Raw genomic sequence first — 17,149 nt, 5'->3', positions numbered from 1 at the left:
CACGACCGTGACCTACGTGATCGCACTTCCGTGCGTCGATGTCAAAGACCGCGCCTGCATCGACGAATGCCCGGTCGACTGCATCTACGAAGGCGAGCGCTCGCTCTACATCCACCCCGACGAGTGCGTCGACTGCGGTGCCTGCGAGCCGGTCTGCCCCGTGGAGGCCATCTACTACGAGGACGACCTGCCCGAGGAGTGGTCCGACTACTACAAGGCCAACGTCGAGTTCTTCGACGAGATCGGCTCGCCCGGCGGTGCCGCGAAGGTCGGAGTGATCGCGAAGGACCACCCGGTCATCGCCGTCCTGCCTCCCCAGAGCCACTGAGCGGTCCCTCCGTGGCACTCGGAGCCCTGCCCGACTACCCGTGGGACCTCATGGGTCCCTACGCCCGCACCGCGGCCGCGCACCCGGGCGGGATCGTCGATCTCTCGATCGGATCGCCCGTCGACCCGACTCCGGGCGCGATCCGCGAGGCGCTCGCCCGCGCGACCGACGCGCACTCCTACCCGACGACCGTCGGCACCCCCGCTCTGCGGGAGGCGATCACGGCCTGGTACGCCCGTCGTCGCGGGGTGACCGGACTCGGTCTCGACGAGGTGCTGCCCACCATCGGCTCGAAGGAGCTCGTGGCCTGGCTGCCGTTCCTCCTCGGGCTCGGCGAGGGCGACGTCGTGGTGCACCCCCGGGCGGCCTACCCGACCTACGCGATGGGCGCGGCGATCGCGGGGGCCGAGGTCCTCGCCTCCGACGATCCCGACGAGTGGCCCGAGGCGACGCGCCTGGTCTGGCTGAACTCGCCCGGCAACCCCGATGGAGCGGTGCTCGACGTGCAGGCGCTGCAGCGCGCCGTCGCTCGGGCCCGCGAGCTCGGAGCCGTGATCGCGGGAGACGAGTGCTACGCCGAGCTCGGCTGGGACGGCCGCTGGGCCGCAGAGCCGATCCCGAGCGTCCTCGACCCCCGCGTCGTGGGCGAGAGCCGCGACGGCGTCCTCGGCGTGTACTCGCTGAGCAAGCAGTCGAACCTCGCCGGTTACCGCGCCGCCTTCGTCGCCGGAGACGCGGCCCTCATCGCGCGCCTGGTCACGGTCCGCAAGCACGCCGGCATGATCGTGCCCGCCCCGCTCCAGGAGGCGATGATCGTCGCCCTCGCCGACGACGAGCACGTCGCCGAGCAGAAGGAGCGCTACCGAGCCCGCCGCGACCTGCTGCGCCCCGCTCTCGAGGCCGCCGGCTTCCGGATCGACCGCAGCGAGGCGGGCCTCTACCTGTGGGCGACCGAGGGGCGACCGGCCTGGGAGTCGATCGAGCGGCTGGCCCGCATCGGGGTCCTCGCGGGCCCCGGCGTCTTCTACGGCGACCACTTCACCGAGCACGTGCGGCTCTCGCTGACCGCCACCGACGAGCGGATCTCGGCCGCCGCCGACCGCCTCGCCGCCGGACTCTGACGCGCCTCCGCAGCCGATCCTGGAGGGATCCCACAGAGCGAGGCCGGCAGCGCTGGGGGGTGCAACAGTGCCCCCGCTTTGCCCATAGGCTGTATGTGGTTCGGTCGATGTCGCCTCACAACGGCGCAGGCTGCGCCACCATCCAGACCCGGCGCCGCCCGCTCCGTGCGAGCGTGCGCAGGGGTGCGACGTGACGACCTGGGAGGCGTTGTGACCGAATCCGGTACGCAGAGCGACGGACCCGCGACGGTGGAGACGCCCGAGCCCGCCACGGAGAGCGCGCCGGCAGCGGCCGAGGCCCAGCCCGAGAAGGTCACGCTGACCTTCGGCGATCGGACGGCGGAGTTCCCCGTCCTCCGCAGCGTCGACGGCTCCTCGAGCATCGACTTCTCGACGCTGTCGAAGCAGACCGGCTTCATGTCGCTCGACTACGGCTTCGTGAACACCGCGGCGACCAAGTCGCACATCACCTACATCGACGGCGACCAGGGCATCCTCCGCTACCGCGGCTACCCGATCGAAGAGGTCGCCACGAACGCGACCTACCTCGAGGTGGCCTGGCTCCTCATCTACGGCGAGCTGCCCACCGCCGACGAGCTCGCGGGCTTCGACGAGCGCATCCGCCGTCACACGCTCCTGCACGAGGACCTGAAGCGCTTCTTCGACGCCCTCCCGCACAACGCGCACCCCATGTCGGTGCTCTCGGCGGGAGTCTCGGCCCTCTCGACCTACTACGAGGAGACGTCGAACCCGAAGGATCCGGAGGCGGTCGAGCTGACCACCATCCGCCTCCTCGCGAAGCTGCCCGTGATGGCGGCCTACGCGCACAAGAAGGCGATCGGCCAGGCCTTCCTCTACCCCGACAACTCGCTGAGCTTCGTCGACAACTTCCTGCGGCTCAACTTCGGCACCATGGCCGAGCCGTACGAGATCGACCCCGTGCTCTCGAAGGCGCTCGACCGCCTCCTCATCCTCCACGAGGACCACGAGCAGAACGCGTCGACGTCGACCGTCCGCCTCGTCGGCTCCACCGAGGCCAACCTCTACGCCTCCGTCTCGGCCGGCATCAACGCGCTGTTCGGGCCGCTGCACGGCGGCGCGAACGAGGCCGTGCTGACCATGCTCGGCCGGATTCGCGAGTCGGGCGAGAGCGTCTCCACCTTCGTCGAGCGGGTGAAGAACAAGGAGGAGGGCGTGCGCCTGATGGGCTTCGGCCACCGCGTGTACAAGAACTACGACCCGCGCGCGAAGCTCGTCAAGGAGAGCGCGGGCGAGGTGCTTCAGGCTCTCGGAGTGAAGGATCCGCTCCTCGACATCGCGATGGAGCTCGAGGCCCTCGCGCTCGAGGACGACTACTTCAAGGAGCGTCGCCTCTACCCGAACGTCGACTTCTACACCGGCGTCATCTACAAGGCGATGGGCTTCCCGACGCGGATGTTCACCGTGCTGTTCGCCATCGGCCGGCTCCCCGGCTGGATCGCGCACTGGCGCGAGATGAACCTCGACCCGCAGACCAAGATCGGCCGCCCCCAGCAGCTCTACATGGGCGCCCCCGAGCGCCACTGGCCCGAGGGCCGCTGAGGCGCCTGCGGCTCCCGCTCTCGGGCCCACCCTTCGCTGGGCGGGCCCCGCGGAGGGCCGGCCCGACGCTGGCGGGCCATTCCTTGCTGATCGAGTAGCCCGCCTAGCGGGCGTATCGAGATCCACGTCCGTCAGAAGGATGGGGCAGGGGCCTCGTCCGCTGACGCTGGTGGGTCTCGATACGCCCCTCCGGGGCTACTCGATCAGCATGGACTGCGCCCCTTCCATGCTGATCGAGTAGCCCGCGCAGCGGGCGTATCGAGATCCACGTCCGTCAGAAGGATGGGGCAGGGGCCTCGTCCGCTGACGCTGGTGGGTCTCGATACGCCCCTCCGGGGCTACTCGATCAGCATGGACTGCGCCCCTTCCATGCTGATCGAGTAGCCCGCGCAGCGGGCGTATCGAGATCCACGTCCGTCAGAAGGATGGGGCAGAGGCCTCGTCTGCTGACGATGGTGGGTCTCGATACGCCCCTCCGGGGCTACTCGACCAGCATGGACTGCGCCCCTGCGGGGCTGCGGGCTCGACCAGCGTGCTCGCGGGGGCTGAGCGAGCGTGCCGCCGGCCGTCAGGCGTGCAGCGCCGCGTTCAGCTCGATGCCGGCGCCGGTGCGGGCCAGCACCTCGACGGCGCCGCTGAGCGAGTTGCGGCGGAAGAGCAGGTTCGGCACGCCCGAGAGCTCCACGGCCTTGACCGTCTGCGGTCGCCCGTCGGGTCGCGGCGCTCCGCCCACGATGACGACCTTCGTGCCCGCCGTCACGTAGAGCCCGGCCTCCACGACGGAGTCGTCGCCGATCGAGATCCCGATCCCGGAGTTGGCGCCGAGCAGAGCCCGTGCCCCGATCGACACGCGCTGCACGCCTCCGCCCGAGAGCGTGCCCATGATCGAGGCGCCGCCGCCGATGTCGGAGCCGTCTCCCACGACGACGCCCTGCGAGATCCGCCCCTCGACCATCGAGCTGCCGAGCGTTCCGGCGTTGAAGTTCACGAAGCCCTCGTGCATCACGGTGGTCCCCGGAGCGAGGTGGGCGCCGAGCCGCACGCGCGACGTGTCCGCGATGCGCACCTTCGCCGGCGTGACGTAATCGGTCAGGCGCGGGAACTTGTCGATCCCGGCCGCCTGGATCCCGTGGCGGCGCAGCGACGGGCGGAGCCGGGTGAACGACTCCGGTGCCACGGGCCCGGCGTTCGTCCACACCACGTTCGGGAGGTGCGCGAAGACGCCGTCGAGGTTGATCGTGTTCGGCCGCACGAGCAGGTGTGAGAGCAGGTGCAGGCGGAGGTACGCGTCGGAGGTCGAGGTCGGCGGCGCCTGCGTGTCGATCTGCAGGGTGACCACGTCGATGCGGACCTCGCGGCGCGGGTCCTCCTCCGCGAGCGCCTCGAACTCGGCCGGCACGATCCACGGGTCGCGGCCGGCGGGGACGACGCCCAGGCGCGGCTCGGGGAACCAGGTGTCGAGGACGGTGCCGTCCGAGGCGATCGTGGCGAGCCCGTAGCCCCAGGCCGAGGCGGGCACGGCGGAGGCGGGCGCGGCGGAGTCTGCGGAGTGCTCGGGGGTCATGCGCCCAGGGTAGCGCGGGCGCCGCGGCCGGTACCCTGGGCTCCATGCCCGCTCCGACCCCCGTCGTCCCCGCTGTCGCGGCGCTGGATCTCCGCTCCGATCCGATCGCGCTGACCCGGGCGCTCTGCGACATCCCGTCGGTCTCGGGCGACGAGTCGGCCCTGGCCGACGCCGTCGAGAAGGCCCTCGCGCCGTTCGAGCACCTCGAGGTGATCCGCGACGGAGACACCGTCGTCGCCCGGACCGCCCTCGGTCGCGCTCAGCGCGTCGTGATCGCGGGCCACCTCGACACGGTCCCGATCAACGACAACCTCCCCGTGCGCGACGAGACGATCGACGGGGTCGAGCACCTCGTCGGGCGCGGCACCGTCGACATGAAGGCCGGAGTCGCGGTGCAGCTCGTGCTCGCCGCCGAGCTCGTCGATCCGGTCGTCGACATCACCTGGATGTGGTACGACAACGAGGAGGTCGCCTCCGATCTGAACGGGCTCGGCCGTTTAGCGCGTACTCGTCCCGAACTCTTCGCCGCCGATTTCGCCGTCCTCGGCGAGCCGACCGCCGCCGAGGTCGAGGGTGGCTGCAACGGCACCCTCCGCGTCGATGTCACCACCCGCGGTCGCCGGGCGCACGCCGCGCGCAGCTGGGTCGGCGAGAACGCGATCCACGCGGCCGCCCCGATCCTCGACCGCCTCGCCGCCTACGAGCCGCGCAGCGTCGAGGTCGACGGACTGGTCTACCGCGAGGGCGTCAACGCCGTCCGCATCTCGGGCGGAGTCGCGGGCAACGTCATCCCCGATCTTTGCACCGTGCACGTCAACTACCGCTTCGCGCCCGATCGCAGCGGCGAGGAGGCGGTCGCGCACCTCCGCGAGCTCTTCGACGGCTTCGAGGTCGAGGTCGCCGATCTCGCCGAGGGCGCGCGCCCCGGGCTCGACGCCCCGCTCGCCGCGGCCTTCATCGCCGCCGTGGGCGCCGAGGCCAAGCCGAAGTACGGCTGGACCGACGTCGCCCGCTTCTCGGCATTGGGCGTCCCCGCCGTCAACTACGGGCCCGGCGATCCGCTCCTGGCCCACGCCGACGACGAGCGCGTCGCCGTCCACGAGATCACCGACTGCGCAGCCGGCCTCCGCCGCTGGCTCGGGGGCTCGGCATGAGCGCCGTGACGGCGCAGCCCTCGGTGCGGAGGAGGGCGCGGCTGCGACTCGTCCCGTGGTGGGTGCGGGTCCTCGCCGTCTTCCTCCTGACCCGCGTGGTCACGACGGTGATCCTGCTGCAGTTCGCCGCGAACCAGGCGCAGAACTCGTGGACCGGCCCGTCCCCCTCCTACGTCGACTTCGCCTCGATGTGGGACGGCCGCTGGTACGAGATCATCGCGTCGGCCGGCTACCCGTCGGTGCTGCCGGTGACGGACACGGGCGAGATCGGCGAGAACGCGTGGGCGTTCATGCCGCTGTACCCGGCCGTGGTGCGACTCCTGATGGCGGTCACCGGCCTCGGCTGGGCCACGGCCGCCGTCGCGGTCTCGGTGGTCTGCGGAGCGGTCACCTGCTTCGTCCTCTACCGCCTCTTCCGGCATTCGCTCAGCGAGGCGCAGTCGCTGATCGCGGTGCTGCTCTTCTGCGTCGCGCCGACCTCGCCGATGATGCAGCTCGCCTACGCCGAGTCGGCCGCGATGATGCTGACGGCGATCACGCTGCTCCTGCTCGTGCGGCGGCAGTACGCCTGGGTGTTCCCGGTCGTGCTCCTGCTCGGACTGACGCGTCCGAGCGGTCTCGCCTTCGCCGCGGCGATGGGCCTCTACGTCGTCGTGCGCTACGTCCGGCGAGCGCGGGAGCCGTTCCCGCGCAGCGACTGGCTGCCCGCGGTCGCGCTCACCGGCTGGGGCCTCGTCGTCGGCTTCTCCTGGCCCGCCGCCGCCTGGGCGGTGACCGGGTCGCCGACCGCCTACACCGACACCGAGCTGGCGTGGCGGTCGGCCTACATCGGCTACCAGGAGCTGTTCCCCTTCACCTCGTGGTTCCAGAGCGGGGCGTGGTGGGGCGACTGGTGGTTCGGCGCTCCGCTGGTCGGCATCGCGATCGTGGTGCTGCTGGTCGCGGTCTTCGTGGGCATCCTCGCCGCCCCGTGGACCAGGCGGCTCGACCTCTTCAGCCGGGCCTGGGTCGCGGGCTACGGCGTCTACCTGTTCGCCTTCTTCTTCCCGCAGTCGAGCACCTTCCGGCTGCTGGGGCCGATGTTCCCGCTGGTCGGCGCTCTCGCCGTGCCGCGGTCGCCGCTGTTCCGCTGCACCCTCGTGGCACTCGGGATCGTCGGTCAGATCGTCTGGATCTCGATCTGCTGGGCCGTCGACGGCTACGACTGGACTCCGCCGTGATCGGCAACCCCTGAGCGCCCTCCCAGGGGCGGATTTCGTGAGGGACGCGGATGCACGATAATAGAGGGATACGTCACGAAAGGGGAACTCTATGGCGGCCATGAAGCCGAGGACCGGAGACGGACCGATGGAGGCTGTTAAGGAGGGGCGACTCATCGTCGTGCGCGTTCCGCTCGAAGGAGGCGGACGCCTCGTCGTCTCAGTCAACGATGCAGAGGCGAAAGAACTCCACGACGCTCTCGCGTCGGTGGTCGCTCCCGCCTGACCTGCTCCATCGAGAACGCCCGTCGCACCCCGTGCGGCGGGCGTTCCCTCGTTGACGGGACAGTTCGAGCGGCTCAGGCGCGGCGCTTGTTGGCCTGCAGCAGTCCGTCGCCGATGGGGGAGAGCACGCTGACGACGGCGGGCGAGGCGCAGACCTCGGCGACGAGCGTGCGGAAGGCCGACGCGATCTCGTCGCGCTGGGCCGGGTTCGAGACGCGGCCGCGCCAGAGGGCGTGCGGCACCAGGACGGTCCCACCCGGACGCACCAGCCGCAGGGCGTGCTCGACGTTCTCGATGACCTGCAGCGGGTCGCCGTCGACGAAGACGATGTCGTACGAGTTCTCGTTCATCCGGGGGAGCACCTCGAGCGCGCGGCCCGGGATGAGCCGGAGGCGGTTGGGCGAGACGCCGGCCTCGTGGAACTGGGCGCGCGCGTGCTGCTGGTGCACCGCCTCCGAGTCGATGGAGGTGAGCATCGCCTCGGGGGCGCCGTCGAGGAGCCAGAGGCCGCTCACGCCGGTGCCCGTGCCGATCTCGATGATCGACGTGGCCCGCGCGGCGGCCGCGACCAGGGCCGACTGTGCGCCGATCGACGGCGCGACGGCGTCGATGCCCAGCTCGATCGAGAGCCGGCGGGCGGAGGCGATCGCCTCCGGTTCGACGATGGCGTCCTCGGCGTACTTCCAGTTGGCATCCTTGTCGGACACGGAGGGACTCCCTTTCGTCGATGCGGCGGGCGGATCGCGCCTGCTGCACGGTCAGGCTACGGTGGCGCGCGAGGTCGGTGACGCAGGCGCGGCGGGTTACTCTTGTCTCGTGTTCGGTTTGACGTTCGACAAGCTCCTGATCATCGGGATCATCGCGGTCTTCGTGCTGGGCCCCGATCGTCTGCCGCACTACGCCGCTCAGCTCGGCCAGCTCGTGCGCAAGGTCCGCGGATACGCCACTCAGGCGCGCGAGCGGGTCAAGGACGAGATGGGCGAGGAGTTCAACGAGGTCGACTGGAAGAAGCTCGATCCGCGCCAGTACGACCCGCGCCGCATCATCCGAGACGCCCTCCTCGAAGACGACACGCCTGCTCCCACGGTGAAGCCGCCGACCGCGGTCGCCGCGCCCGTCACGACAGCCGCCGCGTCTCAAGACAGCTACTACACGACGATGAAGCGCTCCGCCGGTGCCGGCGAGCTCTCGACGGTGGCCCCTCCGCCCGTCGACTCCGAAGCCACCTGAGCTCCTCCGCCGGCTGGGGCCGGTATCGCTTCAGTTCCCGGGCCGACCGCACTGGCGACGTTGCTCTCTCGCGTGAGCTGAACGCTCTCTCCGGTCAGCTGACCGACATCGGGAGGCGCCGGCCCGTCAGTCCGCGCGGCCGCGCTCCGAGCCTCTGCGCCAGATCCGTGATCGCTCGTGCCGCAGGATCGACGGGGTCGCCGACGACGACCGGCACGCCCTCGTCGCCGCCCGCGCGCAGCGCCACGCTGATCGGCAGCGACGCGAGCACCGGCACCGGATCGCCGCTCGCGGTGAGCCGACGGGCCACCTCGTCGCCGCCTCCGCTGCCGAAGAGCTCGAGCACGGTGCCGTCGGCCTGGGGGAGCCCCGCCATGTTCTCGACGACGCCGATGATCCGCTGGCCCGACTGACGGGCGAGCGCACCGCTCCGCTCCGCGACGTCGGCCGCCGCGGGCTGCGGAGTCGTCACGATCAGCACCTCGGCGTGGGGGAGCAGCTGGCCGATCGAGATCGCCACGTCACCGGTCCCCGGCGGCAGGTCGAGCAGCAGCACGTCGAGGTCGCCGAAGTAGACGTCGGTCAGGAACTGCGAGATCGTGCGGTGCAGCATCGGTCCGCGCCATGAGACGGCGGCGCCCCGGGTGTCGCCCTCGAGGAACATCCCGATCGAGATCACCTTCACCCCGTGGGCGACGGGAGGCAGCATCAGCTCGCCCACCCGTGTCGGGCCGGCGACGCGGCCGTCGTGCATGAGCCCCAGCAGCCCGGGGATCGAGAAGCCGTGCACATCCGCGTCGACCAGGCCGACCGAGAGCCCCTGCTGGGCGAGGGCGACCGCGAGGTTGGCGGTGACGGTCGACTTGCCGACGCCTCCCTTGCCGCTGGTGACCGCGATGACCCGCGTGAGGGAGTCGGGGCCGAACGGCATGGTCCGCCGTGCACCGCGGAGGCGCTCGGTGAGGGCCGTGCGCTGCGCCGGCGTCATCACCCCGACCTCGAGGCGGGTGCTGGTCACTCCGGGAGTGCGCTCGACCGCCTCGCGGACGTCGCGCTCGATCGCCGACGCGGCGGGGCAGCCGACGATGGTCAGCCGGATCTCGACGTCGACCGCTCCGTCGCCGGCCGCCACGACCGACTCGACCATGTCGAGCTCGGTGATCGGCTTGCGGATCTCGGGGTCGACGACGCGGGCGAGGGACTCGCGCACGGCGCGCTCGAGCCCGGCCGGATCGACCGCCGTGGCGTCAGGCATCGCCGCGCTCGGGCGCGCCCGACTCCGCGCGGTCCTTCTCGAGCTCCTCGACCAGGGTGCGCAGCTCGGAGCGGATGAAGTCCTTGCTGGCCATGTCGCGGATCGCGAGACGGAGCGCGACGACCTCGCGGGCGAGGTACTCGGTGTCGGCGAGGTTGCGCTCGGCGCGCTGGCGGTCCTGCTCGATCTGCACGCGGTCGCGGTCGTCCTGGCGGTTCTGCGCGAGCAGGAGGAGCGGGGCGGCGTAGGAGGCCTGCAGCGACAGGATCAGGGTGAGGACCGTGAAGCCGAGGGCCTGCGAGTCGAAGCGCGCGTCCTCGGGCCCGTAGGTGTTGAAGATCAGCCAGAAGACGCAGAAGACCGTCATGCCGAACAGGAACCACGGGGTTCCCATGCCGCGGGCGAACGACTCGGTCAGGCGGCCGAAGCGGTCGCTCCGCTGCCGGTTGCGCATCGGGAGGACCCGGCTGCGGAGTCCCTTCGGGGCGTCGAGCCGCCTGTCCTGCTTAGTCTCCCGTGCCACGGGCGCCCCTCCATCCTCGTCGTCGTGCTCTGACCGCTTGCTGCGGCGCCACAGGGATGCCCTGGGTCGCCGTCGTCACGGGTTTCCGCGGTTCGTCGTCGTCGCCGTGGCTGCGCCAGTCGTCCGGCAACAGGTAGTCGAGGACGTCGTCGATGGTGACCACTCCGACGAGCCGGTGCGATTCGTCGACCACGGGGACCGAGACGAGGTTGTAGCTCGCCAGGATGCGGGCGACCTCGGCGGCCGAAGTGTCGGGGGTGATCGGATCGAAGCTCTGGTCGAGCAGCGTGCCGAGGCGCTCGTGCGGCGGGTAGCGCAGCATCCGCTGGAAGTGCACCATGCCGAGGAAGCGCCCGGTCGGCGGCTCGTACGGAGGGAGCGTGACGCAGACCGCGGCGCCGAGTGCGGGCGCCAGCTCGTGACGGCGGATGAGGGCGAGGCCCTCGGCGACGGTGGCCTCGGACGAGACGATGATCGGCTCGGTCGTCATGAGGCCACCCGCCGACTCGGGGGCGTAGGTGAGGAGCATGCGGACGTCGTCCGCCTCCTCGGGCTCCATCAGCTCGAGCAGGGCCTCGCCGCGCTCCTCCGTCAGCTGGGCGATCAGGTCGGCGGCGTCGTCGGGCTGCATCTGGTCGAGGACGTCGGCTGCGCGGTCGTCGTCGAGCTGGCCGAGGATCTCGACCTGCTCGCTCTCGGGCATCTCCTCGAGCGCGTCGGCGAGCCGGTCGTCGGACAGCTGGCCGGCGACCTCGAGCATCCGCTGCTTCGGCAGATCGAGCAGCGTGCTCGCGAGGTCGGCGGGCTTGAGCTCCGAGAGGCTGGCGACGTACTGCTCGGCCGACTGGGCCTCGCGCGAGATGCTCTCGCGGACCTCGTGCCAGCCGGCGAAGGTGGTGGCGCCCTTGGCGAAGGGCGATGGGCTCGTCTTGGGGCGGCGGACGAAGAGCTGCGCGAGCTGCCACTCGCCGGGGCCGACCTCCTCGATCGCGACGTCCTCGACGATCGCGTCGCCCGAGCCGTCGACGAAGCTCATGCGCCGGCCGAGGAGCTCGGCGATCACGCGCACCTCGCCGCCGCGCTGCTCGAAGCGGCGGACGTTGATGAGTCCCGTGGTGATGATCTGCCCGCTGCCGATGCTGGTCACGCGGCCGATCGAGACGAAGACGCGGCGTCGGCCGGGGATCTCGACGACCAGCCCCACGACGCGCGGAGGGTCGTTCTGCCGGTAGACCAGCAGCACGTCGCGGACCTTGCCGACGCGATCGCCGGCGGGGTCGAAGACCGTGCATCCGGCCAAGCGCGCGACGAAGACTCTGGCAGAACTCACGGCTACAAACCTAGTGCCGCGCGACCGAGCGGGAGCCGAGGGCTCTCGGCTCACCTTCGGGATGCTCTCGAGCACTGTTCAGAAGGCTCCAAGAGTGCTGTGGGACCCTGAACAGGTGACTCAGCAGATGCCGTTCAACGGCCGCGGGCCGGCCTTCCCGACCATCCCTCGCGGCGAGATCCTCGCCACCTTCGACACCTACCAGGAGGCGCAGGCCGCCGTCGACGTGCTCGCCCGCGCCGACTTCCCCGTGCGTCAGCTCGCGATCATCGGCAACGAGCTCAAGAGCGTCGAGCGCGTGACCGGCAAGCTCACCTGGGGCCGCGTCGCCCTCGCGGGAGCCGCCTCCGGCGCCTGGCTCGGTGTGTTCCTCGGCCTGCTGCTCATCATCTTCTCGCCGACCACCGACTTCTCGTTCCTGATCGCCGCGATCCTCCTCGGTGCCGGCTTCGGGATGCTGTTCGGCCTCGCCTCCTACGCCGTGAACCGCCGTCGCCGCGACTTCACCTCGACCATGCAGGTCATCGCGTCCAGCTACTCCGTGCTCGTCGACCCCGAGGTCGTCAACCGGGCCCGCAACCTCCTCGACGGCCAGAGCGCCACCACCGAGACCACGCAGGCCGTCTGGGCGCCCCCGCCCGTGACCGGCGACCCCCAGCCCGTCCGCCCCGAGGACGACCCCCGCTAGTCGACGTCACCGCCCGCCACCGGCGCTGAGTCTCTGCTGCTCGAGGAGTCGAGGCTGAAGGCCGCATCGGCGCAGAGCATGCTGGTCGAGTAGCCCCGCAGGGGCGTATCGAGACCCGCCCGCGCGCATGCTGGTCGAGTAGCCCCGCAGGGGCGTATCGAGACCCACCCGCGCCCATGCTGGTCGAGTAGCCCCGCAGGGGCGTATCGAGACCCACCCGCGCGCATGCTGGTCGAGTAGCCCCGCAGGGGCGTATCGAGACCCACCAGCTTCAGCAGATGCGGCATCTGTCCCGACCTTCTGGCGGACGTGGATCTCGATACGCCCGCTGTGCGGGCTACTCGATCAACAAGCGGGGCGTGCTCCTCCGTGGGAACGCCCCCACCCCCGTCACCGCCCCGCCGACCCCACCGGCGGCAGCACGATCTCCACCGCGAGCCCGTGCGGCTCCCGGTTCGACAGCGTCACCGTCCCTCCGGCAGACAGCACCGTCGTGTGCACCAGCGCCAGCCCGAGCCCGCTCCCGCCCGACGCGAGCGTCCGCGAGTCGTCGGGCCGCGAGAACCGGTCGAAGGCCACCGGGATGAACGCGTCGGGCATGCCCGGCCCGTCGTCCGACACCGTGAGCAGCAGGCGCCCGTCCTGCTGGCTGAGCGCTGCGACGATCATCCCACCTCCGTCGATCGCCTGGATGGCGTTGCGGACGAGGTTGTCGATCACCCGCCCGAAGTCCTGGGCCGCGACGCCGTAGAGCCGCAGCGGTTCGCGCTCGTCGATGTCGTAGTCGATCTCGACGCCCGACTCGCTCGCCAGGAGCCGCGTGCGGTCCACCGCGCCCACGAGCTCGTCGACCAGCTCGTCGAACGGAGCCGTCGGCCGGATCGAGCGGCTCTCGATCCGCGAGATGTCGAGGAGCGCGGACGCCAGCCGCACCAGCCGGTCGACGCTCTTGCGCGCGTCGAGGATGACGCGGTCGACCGCCACCGGATCCTCCACACGGTGGTGGGCGATCTCGAGCTGCGCCGACAGGGCGGCGAGCGGAGTCCGCAGCTCGTGGCTCGCATCCGACACCATCTGCTTCTCGCGGGCGAGAGAAGCGGTCTGCTTGGTCAGGAAGGCGTTGAGGGTCTCGGCCAGCTCGTCGATCTCGTCGTGGGTGCCCACCACCGGCAGCTGGTCGCCGTGGCCGGGTTCGGCGGCGATCTGGTCGGCTCGGGCGCGCATCCGCCTGACCGGCGCGAGCGCCGCCCCCGTGAGGATCCACGACGCCAGACCGAAGGTGACCACGAGGAAGATCGCGGCGTAGACCAGGACGTGCGCGAAGTCGTCGAGCACGAGCTGCGAGGCGGCCTGGTCGCGCGCGGTCGCGACCGACCAGGTCCCGTCGTCGGCCTCCACCGCGGTGATCCGCACCAGGTACCGGGTCGAGCCCGTCGTGATCTCGGTGTAGCGCGGAGTCGAGTCGGCGGCGGTCGTCTGGAGGTCGCCGAGCACCGCGCTCGAGAGGCGGGCCGGCATCGTCGTCGCGGTGCCGTCTCCCTCGGGGCTGAGGGCGAGGTAGAGCTGACCGGTCGTCGAGCCCTCGGCGCGCGGCACGTTGCCGGCCGAGATGTCGCGGCGGATCTCGTCCTCGATCGACACGAGGATGGTGCGCTCGCTCCGCTCGACGATCCCCGAGACCACCTGGTAGAAGAGCATCGCGGCCAGCGCGAAGAGCACGGTCGCGACCGCGACGCTGCCGACGGTGATGCGCGCCCGGATCGAGAGTGCAGTCGAGCGGCGGCGCTCGGGCTCCGGTGTCGTCACAGCCCTACTCGACGGGGCGGAGGAAGTAGCCCTTGCCGCGCACCGTGACGATGCTGACGCCGGTGTCCTCGGTCGGGAGCTTCTTCCGGAGGTAGCTGACGTACTGGTCGACGATGTTGTTGTCGACGATCTCGCCGCCGCCCCAGATCTCCGAGAGGATCCGCTGCCGGGTCACGACCGAGCCGACCGGAGTGATCAGGAGCTTCAGCAGCTCGAGCTCCTTGGGGCTGACGTGGATGCGGCTGCCGTCGGCGGTGCGGCGGATGCTCGATCCGTCGACCGTGATGCGGCCCACCTCGATCGAGGTCGACATCAACGACGGGCTGCGCCGCAGCAGGGCACGGAGGCGCGCGTTCAGCTCGGTGAAGGCGAACGGCTTCGTGAGGTAGTCGTCCGCGCCGGCGTCCAGTCCGAAGACGCGGTCCTCGATCGCGTCGCGCGCGGTCAACAGCATGATCGGAGTCGACCGGCCGAGCTCGCGGATGCGCCTGCAGATCTCGAAGCCCGACATCGCCGGCAGCATCACATCGACGATCGCCGCCGAGAACTCGGCGTTGTTGAACGCCACGAGGGCGTCGACGCCGTTCGTCGTCAGCACCGCCTCGTAACCGGCGTCTTCGAGGCCGCCCACGAGGGCCTCACCCATGGCTGGATCGTCTTCGACGACAAGGATGTTCACGCGCTCACCCTACGACTCGGCTCTCAGGAACGGGCCGTTTCTGAGAGCGTTTCGAGGGAGGTTCGGGGTGCGCCGCGAGGAATCCGGACTCAGTCGTAGTACATGAAGGTCTCGGCGCACTCCTGAGAGCAGAAGGGGGAGTGGCGCCGGGCACGCTTGCGTCCACACGCTTCGCACAGGCGGTGGCCGAGGTGCAGGGTGAGAGACGGCTTCGAGTGGGTCTGTCGTTCGGTGAGCATCGGTGCTCCAGGGTTGCGACCGCCGGGGTTCCATCGGGTGAACGAGTGAGTTTTCGGGTCTGCACTCGGGAGGCGGGTGCGACAAACGTAATGCAATTCACGCCGATGCGACACCCGTTGGGGTGTCAACTTGCTGAACTCTTCTGCGAGTCGCCGAGTCAGTTCGGCCCATACGTGGTCTCGCGATTGGTGCAAACGGTTCCGGCACCCACCGTTGCGGTGAAAGGGCGGCCGGCGCTACCCAGAGCTCCGCCGAGGATGACGCCGTGGCCGTCCTAGGGTAGGGATCGGTTCCCTGGCGCCGCCGGATCTGACAGCTCGGAGGCGCCAGGGAACTTCCTCTCATCGTTCGCTGATGCTGACGTCTTTCACGACAGGATGGCCGGTTCAGCGAAGTCTCTGAAGCGATGGTGTCAACCGACGCCCGACGGACGTCGACGGCTTCTCCACGAAGTGGTGGAGGACGCCGGCGGCGAGGATCGAGAGTCCGATCACCAGGCCCACCGAGAGCAGGGCGGGCAGCGCAGCGAGCCCGACGAGCTCGATCACGGTGATATGGATGAGATAAAGCGCGTAGCTCACAGCTCCCAACCACAGGACGGACGGCGGCATCAGTCGTCGACGGAGTGCGTGAAGTCCAACGAACAACCCACCGCCGATCAGGTAAGACGAGAGGAACGCGACCGGCGACCATATCTCACCGTTCTGGGAGGTGAGGAGTGCGATGGCGCCGAGGGGAACGACTACGGCACCCGCGACCAGGAGGGGAAGTAGATCCCTGCGACCGCTTGATTCATTGACGTAAACGGCGTACCCGACGGAGGCGGTGTAGAGCATCAAAGGCATGAGCGCTGTGTAGTCCGATCCCGCCAGGAGGTTCGAAGCGCTCATCGCTGCGTAGGCCGCCAACCACAGGTAGCCGAGCCAGGCTGCGCGAGGAAGAACGCCGAGCGCCTTCGCCACAACGCCTTGGACGTAGTAGGCAATCTCGACGCCGAGTGTCCACGCAGGGCCGAGAATGCTGGTGATCCCGAGAAACCCTTGCAGCATCGTGATGTTGATCAGGACGATGAATGCTGTGAACTCCAGCGATGCGGGGTGGCTCATCGCCACCGCCGCTACGTAGAGCGCTGTGCACATCCAGTAGATCGGATAGAGACGCCAGAAACGCCGGATCGAGAAGGTTCGGATTGTCTGCTTGCTCAAGGTCAGCCCGACGACGTAGCCACTGACCACGAAGAACGCGGTGATGCCGATTCGTCCTAGGTTGATGTAGCTGAGGGTCCACTCTCGATATTCCGGGAACCAGTGAGCGATCGCGTGATCGAAGAGCACCATCACGGAGGCGATACCGCGGATGGCGTCGATGTACTCGATCCGCCTCCCGTCCAGGGAACCTGCTTCTTTCGTTCGTTCCGTCATCGAATCCATTCCGGTAAGCGTAGGAGAGTGGCGGGGATTGCTTTCATCGACGGCGCGAACCGATTCGACGAGCCGGTCGGCGCCGCTTCGGTGCGGTTCGCGCCCTCGACGCAACCGACTACGAACGCCTTGAGGAATCCCGCGCTCTGGTAGGCGTACTGCCGCGCCCAGCCCAGAACGCCGCGGTCCCGCTCGGGCGCCTCCAGCACCTCGGTGTTGACAGTTGCGCAGGTCGTGAAGATGTAGCGGGCCCGCGTCACGTGCGGTGTCCCGGTGACGATCGCGACAGTAGTCCAAGCATGGTCTCGAGCCATGACGCTCACATCGGCGGCTTCACCTCGGGTGGTGGCGGGATCAGGCAGGAAGCAGATGACTTCCGGCTGCGTGCAGGCGGCGTTCTCCGGGGCGCTCGTGACCTTCGACGGGTCTCGCGAGATGACGAGGACTCCCGCCCGTCCATCATCGACGAGAGCTTGGGCCAGCTGGACTCGATCGCCGGAGGCGGGGCCGAGGACGACTACGGCATCGACCGATGGTTCGGCGACGCCCGAGGGAGGGAAGACGTAGAGCGGCAGCCCCGCAGCCACGATGGCCAGAACAACGACGGCACCGACGAGTAGCACGCGGGTCAAAGAGCGGCCGATTCGCACGGTCGACGAGGGCGGAAGGCGAGGAGTGGCCGGTGCTGGGGGCTCGGTCATGTCTCAACGGTAGAGCGAGACGCGCCGGATCCTCCGACAATCAC

At 69.9% G+C, this 17,149-nt stretch carries 17 protein-coding genes; 8 read left to right on the top strand and 9 right to left on the bottom strand.

Annotation, left to right across the window (positions count from 1 at the left end; translation table 11 throughout):
• Positions 1–7 precede the first annotated feature (7 nt).
• From fdxA to GRS96_RS14330, 3 genes are all read left to right on the top strand, one after another.
• Entirely contained in the window at positions 8–328 is a 321-nt protein-coding gene (fdxA, locus tag GRS96_RS14340; RefSeq protein ID WP_085475430.1) for a ferredoxin, read from the top strand.
• Positions 329–339: 11 nt separating this feature from the next.
• A complete protein-coding gene (dapC, locus tag GRS96_RS14335) occupies positions 340–1,449 on the top strand; it encodes a succinyldiaminopimelate transaminase (RefSeq protein WP_159856417.1) in 1,110 nt (369 codons plus the stop codon).
• 318 nt (positions 1,450–1,767) lie between these two features.
• Positions 1,768–3,030, top strand: coding sequence for a citrate synthase (locus tag GRS96_RS14330; RefSeq protein ID WP_235022001.1), 1,263 nt, complete (start codon positions 1,768–1,770; stop codon positions 3,028–3,030).
• A 568-nt stretch (positions 3,031–3,598) separates the two neighbouring features.
• Here GRS96_RS14330 and dapD read toward each other — a convergent pair.
• Positions 3,599–4,594 carry a 2,3,4,5-tetrahydropyridine-2,6-dicarboxylate N-succinyltransferase gene (gene dapD, locus GRS96_RS14325; protein ID WP_159988802.1) on the bottom strand — a complete coding sequence of 332 codons (996 nt, stop codon included), beginning with the start codon at positions 4,592–4,594 and terminating at the stop codon, positions 3,599–3,601.
• A gap of 44 nt (positions 4,595–4,638) precedes the next feature.
• Here dapD and dapE point away from each other — a divergent pair, with 44 nt between their 5' ends.
• From dapE to GRS96_RS14310, 3 genes are all read left to right on the top strand, one after another.
• Positions 4,639–5,748, top strand: coding sequence for a succinyl-diaminopimelate desuccinylase (dapE, locus tag GRS96_RS14320; RefSeq protein ID WP_159988801.1), 1,110 nt, complete (start codon positions 4,639–4,641; stop codon positions 5,746–5,748).
• Complete coding sequence (locus GRS96_RS14315; RefSeq protein WP_236553630.1) at positions 5,745–6,968, top strand: hypothetical protein; 1,224 nt, start codon at positions 5,745–5,747, stop codon at positions 6,966–6,968. The genes dapE and GRS96_RS14315 overlap by 4 nt, the downstream gene beginning before the upstream one ends.
• Before the next feature lie 91 nt (positions 6,969–7,059).
• On the top strand, positions 7,060–7,233 hold the full coding sequence (locus tag GRS96_RS14310) for a DUF3117 domain-containing protein (RefSeq protein WP_159856411.1): 174 nt from the start codon (positions 7,060–7,062) through the stop codon (positions 7,231–7,233).
• Positions 7,234–7,306: 73 nt separating this feature from the next.
• Here GRS96_RS14310 and GRS96_RS14305 read toward each other — a convergent pair whose 3' ends face one another.
• Positions 7,307–7,939 (bottom strand): O-methyltransferase, encoded by a 633-nt coding sequence (locus tag GRS96_RS14305; RefSeq protein WP_159856409.1) that lies wholly within the window; start codon positions 7,937–7,939, stop codon positions 7,307–7,309.
• A gap of 109 nt (positions 7,940–8,048) precedes the next feature.
• Between GRS96_RS14305 and GRS96_RS14300 the strand changes: the two genes are divergently transcribed.
• On the top strand, positions 8,049–8,462 hold the full coding sequence (locus GRS96_RS14300; RefSeq protein WP_159988800.1) for a twin-arginine translocase TatA/TatE family subunit: 414 nt from the start codon (positions 8,049–8,051) through the stop codon (positions 8,460–8,462).
• 94 nt (positions 8,463–8,556) lie between these two features.
• On the opposite strand, the gene GRS96_RS14295 is transcribed toward GRS96_RS14300, so the two are convergent.
• From GRS96_RS14295 to GRS96_RS14285, 3 genes are read right to left on the bottom strand one after another with little or no spacing between them, the layout of a single operon-like run.
• Complete coding sequence (locus GRS96_RS14295) at positions 8,557–9,717, bottom strand: P-loop NTPase (protein ID WP_159988799.1); 1,161 nt, start codon at positions 9,715–9,717, stop codon at positions 8,557–8,559.
• Positions 9,710–10,240: a DUF1003 domain-containing protein gene (locus GRS96_RS14290; RefSeq protein ID WP_235021963.1), complete on the bottom strand. Its 531-nt coding sequence runs from the start codon at positions 10,238–10,240 to the stop codon at positions 9,710–9,712. The genes GRS96_RS14295 and GRS96_RS14290 overlap by 8 nt, the downstream gene beginning before the upstream one ends.
• Positions 10,224–11,570, bottom strand: a complete 1,347-nt coding sequence (locus GRS96_RS14285; protein ID WP_159856403.1) for a magnesium transporter MgtE N-terminal domain-containing protein — start codon at positions 11,568–11,570, stop codon at positions 10,224–10,226. The genes GRS96_RS14290 and GRS96_RS14285 overlap by 17 nt, the downstream gene beginning before the upstream one ends.
• A gap of 115 nt (positions 11,571–11,685) precedes the next feature.
• Here GRS96_RS14285 and GRS96_RS14280 point away from each other — a divergent pair, with 115 nt between their 5' ends.
• Positions 11,686–12,258: a general stress protein gene (locus GRS96_RS14280; RefSeq protein WP_236553629.1), complete on the top strand. Its 573-nt coding sequence runs from the start codon at positions 11,686–11,688 to the stop codon at positions 12,256–12,258.
• Positions 12,259–12,648: 390 nt separating this feature from the next.
• Here GRS96_RS14280 and GRS96_RS14275 read toward each other — a convergent pair whose 3' ends face one another.
• The 4 genes from GRS96_RS14275 to GRS96_RS14260 form a co-directional block, all read right to left on the bottom strand.
• Entirely contained in the window at positions 12,649–14,064 is a 1,416-nt protein-coding gene (locus tag GRS96_RS14275) for a sensor histidine kinase (protein WP_159988798.1), read from the bottom strand.
• 4 nt (positions 14,065–14,068) lie between these two features.
• Positions 14,069–14,743, bottom strand: coding sequence for a response regulator transcription factor (locus GRS96_RS14270; RefSeq protein WP_268817144.1), 675 nt, complete (start codon positions 14,741–14,743; stop codon positions 14,069–14,071).
• A gap of 626 nt (positions 14,744–15,369) precedes the next feature.
• Positions 15,370–16,413: an acyltransferase family protein gene (locus GRS96_RS14265; RefSeq protein ID WP_159988797.1), complete on the bottom strand. Its 1,044-nt coding sequence runs from the start codon at positions 16,411–16,413 to the stop codon at positions 15,370–15,372.
• A complete protein-coding gene (locus GRS96_RS14260) occupies positions 16,401–17,105 on the bottom strand; it encodes a YdcF family protein (protein WP_159988796.1) in 705 nt (234 codons plus the stop codon). Before GRS96_RS14260 ends, GRS96_RS14265 begins: the two co-directional genes overlap by 13 nt.
• Positions 17,106–17,149 lie beyond the last annotated feature (44 nt).

It is taken from the genome of Rathayibacter sp. VKM Ac-2803 (assembly GCF_009807175.1).
GTDB lineage: Bacteria > Actinomycetota > Actinomycetes > Actinomycetales > Microbacteriaceae > Rathayibacter.
This window is presented reverse-complemented; position numbering and strand designations above follow the sequence as displayed.